The following is a 9,318-nucleotide window of genomic DNA, read 5'->3' as shown; positions in this document are numbered from 1 at the left end:
GAAAGTTGCTCTCAATACTGCCAACAAAGAGAAAATTGCGTGGATTTAAATACCATCGGAGAGATTGCGCGTCCGAATGAGCACGACGGAAAGATCGATTGGCGCGATGGGGACGCGTGGCTTGCCGGAGGTACCTGGCTGTTCTCCGAGCCGCAACCACAATTGCGCCGCCTGATTGATCTTCAGGGGCTTGGCTGGGAGCCACTGACTGTCAGCGGGCAAGGCCTCGAGATTGCCGCGACCTGCCAGATTGCCAAGCTCTACGCCCTGACGGCGCCGGCGGATTGGACTGCGGCGCCGTTGATTGGCGAGTGCTGCCGCGCGTTCCTTTCGTCGTTCAAAATCTGGAACACGGCGACCGTCGGCGGTAATGTCTGCATGTCGTTGCCGGCGGGTCCGATGATTTCGCTGACGGTAGCGCTCGAAGGTACCTGCAGAATCATGAATCGCGATGGCGTCGAGCGACGCGTGGCGGTCGAAGCGTTCGTCACCGGCAATCATATGAATGTGCTGCAGCCGGGCGACTTGCTCAGAAGTATCGAGTTGCCGGCCGCCGCCCTGCGAAAGCGATTCTGCTTTCGCCGAGTAGCTCTCACGCACCTCGGGCGATCGACCGCGCTGCTGGTCGGCACGCTGGATCCGCAGGACGGAGTCTTCATGCTGACGATTTCTGCTTCGACCGAACGGCCGCATCGGCTCAAGTTTTCGAAACTTCCCGGCGCCGACGATCTGCGCGCCCGCCTCGAGCATGAAATTCCGAAATTCTTCGACGACGTTCATGGCACGCCGGACTATCGCAAGCACATGACATTTCATTTCGCCGAAGAGATTCAGCGCGATCTATCGGGCAAGGTGCAGCCGTGAGTTACCTCGTCAACGGAAAAACTTTTTCGGAAGAGCCGCGGCCCGGACAATGCCTGCGAACTTTTCTGCGCGACATGGGCTGGTTCGGGGTCAAAAAAGGTTGCGACGCCGGCGACTGCGGCGCCTGCACCGTATGGCTCGACGGCGTCCCGGTTCATAGCTGCCTGATTCCCGCCTTTCGCGCCGACGGCCACAAGGTCACCACTATCGAAGGGCTCGCGCAGAATGGCGAACTGCACCCAATGCAGAACGCATTCATGCAGGCGGCAGGTTTCCAGTGCGGTTTCTGCACGGCCGGGATGATCATGACGGCCGCGAGTTTGAACGAAGAAAGCATCAAGGACCTGCCGCGCCACCTCAAGGGCAATCTGTGTCGATGCACCGGCTATCACTCGATCGAAAACGCAATCCACGGCGTCAAATCTGTCGATGAGGATCAGCCCGGCAAGTCTTGCGGTGCGGGATTGCTGGCGCCGGCGGCGGAGGCGATCGTCACCGGCAAGGTTCGCTACACCCTCGACACCGCGATGGAAGGCATGCTGCATCTGAAACTACTGAGATCGCCGCATGCTCACGCGCGCATCAAGGCGATTCGCAAGGAAGCCGCCCTCGCCGTTGCGGGCGTTCGCGGAGTTTACACGTGGGAGGACGTGCCACGGCTTCTATACACGTCTGCCACGCACGACGACTATCACGTCGATCCAAACGACACGTACCTGCTCGACAACGTGGTGCGTTTCGTGGGCCAGCGCGTGGCGGCAGTCGTCGCGGAAACCGAGGGCGCGGCGGAAGAGGGATGCCGCAAGATCGAGATTGATTACGAGCTATTGCCGGCGGTCTTCGATCCTGAAGAAGCGATGAGCAAGGGCGCCCCCGTCATTCACGACCAAGGCGCGGAGTCGCGCATCCGGCGGCCCGGGCAAAATATTCTGCTAGAAATTCACGGCAACGTTGGCGACGTCGCGGAAGGATTCACGGCGGCGGACGTAGTCCACGAGGCCACCTACACCACGCATCGCGTGCAGCACGCGCATCTCGAAACGCATTGCTCGATCACGTGGCTCGAGAAGGATCGGCTCAACGTCCGCACCAGCAGCCAAACTCCGCACATCACCAAGCAAAAGCTCTGCTACCTTTTCAACCTTATGCCCGACACCGTTCGCGTCTTTTGCGAGCGGGTAGGAGGCGGCTTCGGCGGGAAGCAGGAAGTGCTGACCGAAGACATCTGCGCATTTGCCACTTTGAAGACCGGTCGTCCGGTCATGCTTGAATTCACCCGCGAAGAGGAATTTATCGCCGCGACCACGCGCCATCCGATGAGCGTCAAAATGAAAGTCGGCGCAAAGCGCGACGGCACTCTGACGGCGATGGAGGTGCGCGTCGTTTCCAACACCGGCGCCTACGGCAATCACGGTGGCGAAACTTTGTACGCCGCGTGCGGCGAGGCGGTCGCGGTCTATCGATGCGCCAACAAGAAAGTCGACGGCTATACCGTTTACACCAACATGGTGCCGGCCGGCGCAATTCGCGGCTACGGAATGACGCAGACGATTTTCGCCGTCGAGTGCGCGATGGACGAGGTGGCGCGCAGCTTGAAGATGGACCCGTACGAGTTGCGGCGCCGCAACGTGGTCGGGCCGGATGATCAGATGATCGCCGAGAGCACCGACGCCACCGACACCGAGTTCGGCAGCTACGGCCTCGACCAGTGCATCGACCTGGTCCAGGCCGCGATGACGCGCGGCAACGACGTCAAGCGTCCAGAGGGCGCCAACTGGCTCGAAGGCAAGGGCATGGCGATCTCGATGCATGGCTCGGTGCCGCCGACGGAGCATCGTTCCGAGGCGCGGCTCGGCCTTGGCGAAGACGGCAAATATCATTTGGCGATCGGCACGGCGGAGTTCGGCAACGGCACGACGACGGTCCATCAACAAATCGTGTCGAGCGTGCTGAACAGTACGGCCTCGCGCGTGCGAGTCGTGCAATCCGACACGGATAGCACCGGCTATGACACGGGAGCATTCGCCAGCGCGGGCACGGTGGTTGCCGGAAACGCGGTCCGGCTCGCGGCTGAAGCGTTGCGCGACAGGATGCTGACGTTCGCGTCGAAAAACTATTCCGTCGGCCGCGACGCCTGCCGTATCGAGCACGACGCCGTCTTCTACAGCGGCACGCGCGTTCCGCTGGCGGATTTCTTCGCGGCCTCGCGCAAGGCTGAACGTCCGCTGGAGGTGGTCCGCAAGGCTTACGGAACTCCGCGCAGCGTCACGTTCCAGGTGCAGGGTTTTCGCATCGCGGTCAATCGCATCTCGGGTGAAATCGTGATCCTGCAGAGCGTTCACGGAGCCGACGGCGGAGTAATCATCAATCCGATGCAGTGTCGAGCGCAGATAGAAGGCGCAATCGCACAAGGACTCGGCTGGACGCTTCAAGAAAAGATGGTGTTCGATGACACCGGACGCATGATCAATCCGAGTTTCCGCAACTACCGCATTCCGGCGTATGCCGACGTCCTCGAGCGTACCGAGATCTATTTCGCCGACACTCACGACGCGTTCGGTCCGCTCGGGGCAAAGTCGATGAGCGAGGCGCCGATCTATCCGATCGCGCCGGCTCTCGCCAATGCGCTGACTGATGCCACCGGCATCCGCTTCCACGATTCGTCGCTGACGCCCGACCGGATTTTCCGGCGCATTTTCGAGAGCATCGAATCAAAATGAGCATGATGCTCAGATGACGCGCTCTCTCGGGCGGCGCGTTTTCGCCGGGGCTGGGATCCTGTGCGCGATCGGCTTCCTGTTGTCTCTGCCGCGTGACGCGTCCGGAGAAGATGCTGTCCCGCAGGCTGTCGCGTCGTCGAGTTCCACCGCCGACCCAAGCGCGTCGCCATCGAGCACACCGTCGCCGTCGGTGGTCAAAGCACTCTCGAGTGATGCGCAGCCGATCAGCGCAAACCCCGGCGCCTCCAACATAATTCCCGGGACCGGTTTGCTGGGCCATCTGATTGGACTCGACCGCATCCCCGGAGTCAGCGTCGGCGGCTTGTGGATTGGCAACGCCAACTATCTATTCACCGGCGGAGTGAAGCCGCGGACCTGGAGCTTCAACGGCGTGCTGCTGCTCAACCTGAACGTGGACGCGGAGAAGCTGATTGGTCTTCCGGGGGGCTCGCTCGATGCGGAATTGCTGCAGTTCAATGGCGAGAACGACAATGGCAAGGCCGGCGTCGTTACCGCTTACGACGGTCTGTCGGGTCCAAAGCCGTTCGTTCGCACCGAACTGTACGAACTCTGGTGGCGGCAAAGCCTGTTCGCCGACAAGTTCGTTATCCGAGTCGGCAAGACGGTGCCGACCTACGACTTCAACAACGTCTCACGAGCTGTTCCGACCGCCGACGCCAGCCTCAAAATTCCCTCGGTCACGGGACTCATCTACACGCCGATATTCAAGAACCCCACGCTGATTGGTGCGTCGCCGGGATACTACAATTCCGCATACGGAATAACCGCGAATTTTGCGCCGACCAAAAATTTCTATCTTACCTACGCGTTCTACGATGGAGCTCTAGCGACCGGCGTACAGACCGGGCTGCGCGAGGACCCAGTCTTCGATGGACACTATTTCACGATCGGCGAGGCCGGCTACGCGTGGAAGCTCGGCGCGCACAAATTGATCGGAGTTTTGGGCGCGGGCGGATGGGCCCAAACGGGCGAGCTGCTCGGCCCGGGAACGAGTCAGAATGGCGCCGAAGGATTTTATACTTTCGGCTCTCAGCGCCTCTGGAGACGTCACGAAAACGTCGACAACAGCGGTATTTCAGGCTTCTTTCAGTTCGGCATCAACGACTCGCGCACCATGATCGCAAACGAATATTTCGGCGCTGGGTTCACCGGGTTCGGCCTGATTCCCGATCGACCGGCTGATTCGATCGGCGCCGGACTCGCCTGGTCGTGGCTCAATCGGCGATACAGCTTCCGGAGCAATGAGGCCATCCTGCAGGCGTACTACCAGATGCATCTGATAGGCACCACTTTCCTCGAGCCCGTAATCAGCTACATCCCCAATCCCGGCGAAAGTCGGAACACCCAGGGTGCCGTCGCGATAACGGCGCAACTCATGGTCTTGTTCTAGGCTCGGCGGCTACTTAATCTCCTGGATCGTCGCGGGACCTTCACCCTGGCTCGGATCGATCCTGAACGGCCATTCGGTGGAATGGAACGGCACCGCGGGCGGCAGGAAGACTGGAATTCCGTACTTCTTGTCCTCGTCCTCGATCGTTTTGCGGCCGTCGCCGCCCATCAATTCGTAGTCCATCAGGTAGTAGTTGCCGAAAAAGACCATCCCGACCGAGCGATCAGCGACGGTCCGAATCAGCACGTCGAGCATTTGAGCGGGAGTGGTGACGAACTCCGACGTCTCGAACAGAAAGAGGCGCTTGTTCATCGCCTCCTTGCCGAAGAATTGGGCTAGCGTGCTGAACAGGACGTTGTTCTGGCGCGCCACGTAAAGTGTGTTGCTGACGCCGTAGGTCTTCTCCCAATCGGCACCCAGCATCTCCTTCCAATCCTTGATGACCTTCATCCAATGCTCGACCTGCGTGCTCGCGCCGAGCCAGACATTTTCCGCGAGGAAGGGTTTCACTTCCTGGGCGTATTGCTGGATGTCGGCGAAAGTGTACTTGCCCTTGCTGAGGCACGCGTCCATGAACTTGAGATTGCCGCTCAGGATTTTGCGCTGGTTCTCGCGTGCGTCGGCTTTCAGATCGAGCGCGTCAAGGCTTTCGAGCGCGGTCTGACTCGAGGCGCGGAAGGCGCGCATCGGGCCCATCCACGAGCCGTCGGAGACAGTGCCGAGATGAGAACCGGCAAGCTCGAAAGTCGCCAGGGCCGCATGTCCCACGGATTTATAAAGCTGATAGCGAATTGGGACCTGTGGAGCCTCCAAAATTGGTTTGCCCGGCCTGTACAGGATGAGTTTTCCGCCCTGATTGCTGAAGAGCGCCATGATCACGGGATGTTGCGCGAGAAAATTTTTCTGAAACTTCACCTGCGCATCGTCGTAAAGGCCGAACATCGCGAGGTCGAGCGCGAGCACATTCTGCTCGGCGACGCGCTCCTTGGTCGCTGCCTCGCCGTTGCCAACGATCACATCCATATAATCAGGAAGGTTCTGATCGGCAGCGCGGACGCCGCTCGCGAAGCTGACGATCAGTAACGTGGCGAATGTGACAACATGACTAATTTTAGTTGCTCGCATGCGCTTTCATACAGCAGAAGCAACAGACTCTTCAAGCAAGCGCCGCAGGAAAGCTGCGGGCGTCGCCAGATTCAGAAGTTGGTCATATCGACTGAAATATGAAAACGAACAACGCGAGGCCGGCCAGTACAGCGCCAACTCCCAGCGCCTCGTTCTTCCAATCTCGAACCGGCGCAGTAAGCCAGAAATTGAGAAATTGGCTCACCCTGGGCATCACCAGGTAGGTCAGCAATGCGCACGAGAGAATATTTCCAATCAGCATCTGTTGCGGGAACGGCAGCGTATGCCAAAGCGGAGTCAGAAAATTCAGCACCATCACCGTGGGATACAAAGCGAACAACACCGACAGCATCTGCTTCCACGAGGGCGGTACTCTGACGGTCGCGGCGGCCCCCCGATTGAGTGCGAACCATCCTTCAAGCCCGGTTACCCGATGCGCGTGCATACTCTCGACGATCGGATCGAGTTCTTTGAGCAGCGCTTCCCGCTCTTTCGATTCCATCCAATGATTGAGATCATCCACGTTGTCGTAGCGAACAATGTCCACCCACTCGTTCTGGATGCCATGGGGCCGGAAAAATTCGGTCGCTAGATAGCCGGGGTAATGCGCCTGCGCCGCGATCACCTTGCGCCGCCACGCAAGATAGGCCTCCTCCTTGTCCTTGGCGACGCGATGGGTAAAAACAACCGCCACTGGTGGCTCGGCGTTGTCGTCGCTGGCAAGCAGCAACATATGCGAAGGCTCCGACAAACAAGCCTCGATTCGCGCGGCGAGTCGCGCGCGCTCCGGACTTTCCAGCCATCGCTTCATCGCCAGGTTGGACTCGAGGCGGAAAATCGCCACCCATTCCCCTTGCAGATCGGGAATCGGAGAAAGTACTTCCGTGCCGACGAAGCCCGGACTCATCCGCGCCGCTTCCGTGATCGCAGTTTGTGCCTCAATGTATTCGTCGGCCATCTCAGGGCGCACAAGATGAGATGCGATCGCGGTGGCGGGTTGAGGAACGTAAGCTTCGCGCAACTGAGTGGAGTCATCGTTCATAAAAAACCCCGATTGTAGCCGAATCTGTCAAACATCAACTCGTAGTGGAACTCAAAGCTTCAAGACCGGCAAACTATCGCGATTGAGCGATCGTTTCGCAAGCCTACCCAAGGTGCGAGCTAACCTGCGCCTACAGGGCCGCCTCGAGGAGTGACGGGCTAAACTGAAGCTCGCGATGGCGGTGAGAGATCAGGATCGAGTGATGCGCTCGATCGGTATCACCCCGCGCACGATACTTTCCCTGCTGCTGTGCAAATCGCTGCTGATCGGATTGCTGGGCGGCATTCTCGGATGCGGCGCCGCGTGCCTGGTGCTGAAGCTGTTCTTGTCGGCAGTGCCTCTCGATGGGTGGACTCACGATAGTGCAGATTCCCGCGCCGGTGGTGATTGAAACGCTCGTCATTTCGGCGCTGATCGGAATTCTCAGCGCCGTAGTACCGGCGCGCTCCTCCGCGCGGCGAAACATCGTCGATGCGCTACGGAAGACTGCCTGAAGCGACTACTCGATCGAGTAGGATCGATGCGCGCGAATTATCCGCGCTCAATTCGCGATGGTTCTCTACTTGGTTACCTCGCTGCTCTTCTCAGTGGCGCCATTGGCGCGGCCGCCTTCGAGGGTGGTGCGGATTCGCGCGCCGAGACCCGCATCGATATTGGTCCAGTACTGGATTGCGCGCTGCAGCATGTCGGACTTCACGCCGTCCTTCAGATGCCCAACAATGTTCGTGACCAGGTGCTCGCGATCGGTTTCAGACAACACCTCGCGATAAAGCGTGCCGGGCTGCCCGAAGTACTGCAGTACGGCTCCGGCCCGAAGTCGTTATTCTGCGCGCGTTGAGCGAGCAATTTTTTGAGGTCATCCAGACAATGATTCTGGCCGAACTGGTAAAAACTGGTATCGGTACGCGCGCGAGGGCGGAGTTGGCGGCCGGACCAAAACCAGTCCAGTGATCTTGGCTGCTTCCTCGACTCATTCCCAGGTCCGCTGGCGTGATGGGAGCGGCCGGTTTATTGGATTCCCAAATTGACATTCCAGGTACACCGACCGATCTAAGGGAGCCATTCGGATCCTCGGTCCATTGAAAACAACCGTCGAGCGCGAGGAACCCGATCAGAATTGCGCCAAAGGTTGACCCTCTCAAAGCAATATCTCCAACGCGCCCAAAACAAGCTGTCGCGAACTTAAATCACGGGAGTGGTGTTGAAAGTCTATACACACAGCCCATGTAAAGATATGCGTTCCGTCCGAGGGCGGTCGGGCTCAGTTGATACCTGTAAGCCATTTCGATGGAATCGGTTGCATCTGCGAACGGCAATTTATCGATTACGGGACTTTGTTGGTAAGTGCACGGGGGGCTGTGTGTAAATCGTCACTATCGGCTCGTTACCATATTGATTGCTACTTGAATTGAGCTGATGATTGCTTTGTAGCTTTTTCGCCCGGACCGGTAGCGTGAGTATAAGATGCGGACCTGTTCGGGCGATTTTCGTTTTGGAGGGGTGGATGATGAGGACTGACCCGCGCAGAGAGCTTAGACCGCTAGTTACGGACCAAACTGCCGATCGAATCAGCATCGTCTATCAGCCGATCACGGCTCTGCAACTCGACCCCAGAAATCCTCGCGCACACAGTCCCAAGCAAGTCCGTCAGATAGCGCGCAGCATCGAGGCTTTCGGCTTCAACGTGCCGGTTCTGATCGACGGGAACAGAAAGGTCATCGCCGGGCACGGCCGCGTCCTGGCTTGCAAGCTGATGGGATGGAGTGAGGTGCCTACCATAAGCCTGGAGCATTTGAGCGAGGCTCAAGCGAGGGCGTTTATGATCGCTGATAACCGACTGACCGAGAATTCGGTGTGGGATGATCAGCTACTAGCCGAACAGCTGAAAGAGCTGTCGGTGCTGGACCTGGACTTCAATCTCGAGGCGACCGGCTTCGAGATGGGCGAGATCGATCTGCGGATCGAAGGGCTCACCTCAAAGCCGGAGCTCGCGCGGTTCCCCGACCTTTTGGTTAGGTCCGATGCAGATGCGAGCTAACGGTAGGCAGCAGGAATATCAAAATACGAAGAGACGGGCCTCATTCAGTGCTTGCCGAGTCTCCGACGGCTTTTCGCGAAGAGGCTTTCCTCTTGTCGGCCCAGCGCTTCTTCATTGC

The 9,318-nt window shown here is 58.9% G+C and carries 8 protein-coding genes; 5 read left to right on the top strand and 3 right to left on the bottom strand.

The features are described 5' to 3' along the window. The first annotated feature begins 39 nt into the window (after positions 1 to 39). The 3 genes from Q7S58_RS08680 (at position 40) to Q7S58_RS08670 (ending at position 4,995) form a co-directional block, all read left to right on the top strand. Positions 40 to 864 carry a xanthine dehydrogenase family protein subunit M gene (locus Q7S58_RS08680; protein WP_304823572.1) on the top strand — a complete coding sequence of 275 codons (825 nt, stop codon included), beginning with the start codon at positions 40 to 42 and terminating at the stop codon, positions 862 to 864. After that, positions 861 to 3,584 carry a molybdopterin-dependent oxidoreductase gene (locus Q7S58_RS08675; protein WP_304823569.1) on the top strand — a complete coding sequence of 908 codons (2,724 nt, stop codon included), beginning with the start codon at positions 861 to 863 and terminating at the stop codon, positions 3,582 to 3,584. Before Q7S58_RS08680 ends, Q7S58_RS08675 begins: the two co-directional genes overlap by 4 nt. Before the next feature lie 190 nt (positions 3,585 to 3,774). Next, positions 3,775 to 4,995 carry a carbohydrate porin gene (locus Q7S58_RS08670; RefSeq protein WP_304823565.1) on the top strand — a complete coding sequence of 407 codons (1,221 nt, stop codon included), beginning with the start codon at positions 3,775 to 3,777 and terminating at the stop codon, positions 4,993 to 4,995. Between the two features lie 9 nt (positions 4,996 to 5,004). On the opposite strand, the gene Q7S58_RS08665 is transcribed toward Q7S58_RS08670, so the two are convergent. Continuing rightward, positions 5,005 to 6,120 (bottom strand): hypothetical protein, encoded by a 1,116-nt coding sequence (locus Q7S58_RS08665; RefSeq protein ID WP_304823562.1) that lies wholly within the window; start codon positions 6,118 to 6,120, stop codon positions 5,005 to 5,007. Between the two features lie 82 nt (positions 6,121 to 6,202). Then, positions 6,203 to 7,162, bottom strand: a complete 960-nt coding sequence (locus Q7S58_RS08660; protein WP_304823559.1) for an antibiotic biosynthesis monooxygenase — start codon at positions 7,160 to 7,162, stop codon at positions 6,203 to 6,205. Positions 7,163 to 7,337: 175 nt separating this feature from the next. Between Q7S58_RS08660 and Q7S58_RS08655 the strand changes: the two genes are divergently transcribed. Then, on the top strand, positions 7,338 to 7,553 hold the full coding sequence (locus tag Q7S58_RS08655) for an FtsX-like permease family protein (protein WP_304823556.1): 216 nt from the start codon (positions 7,338 to 7,340) through the stop codon (positions 7,551 to 7,553). Between the two features lie 168 nt (positions 7,554 to 7,721). Here Q7S58_RS08655 and Q7S58_RS08650 read toward each other — a convergent pair whose 3' ends face one another. After that, a complete protein-coding gene (locus Q7S58_RS08650; RefSeq protein ID WP_304823575.1) occupies positions 7,722 to 7,961 on the bottom strand; it encodes a catalase-related domain-containing protein in 240 nt (79 codons plus the stop codon). A gap of 708 nt (positions 7,962 to 8,669) precedes the next feature. Between Q7S58_RS08650 and Q7S58_RS08645 the strand changes: the two genes are divergently transcribed. Further along, complete coding sequence (locus Q7S58_RS08645; protein ID WP_304823553.1) at positions 8,670 to 9,200, top strand: ParB/Srx family N-terminal domain-containing protein; 531 nt, start codon at positions 8,670 to 8,672, stop codon at positions 9,198 to 9,200. The last annotated feature ends 118 nt before the right edge of the window (positions 9,201 to 9,318 follow it).

The sequence above is a fragment of the Candidatus Binatus sp. genome, assembly GCF_030646925.1.
Lineage (GTDB): Bacteria > Desulfobacterota > Binatia > Binatales > Binataceae > Binatus.
Note: the sequence above shows the minus strand (reverse complement) of the source record. Positions and strands in the feature narration are given on the sequence as shown.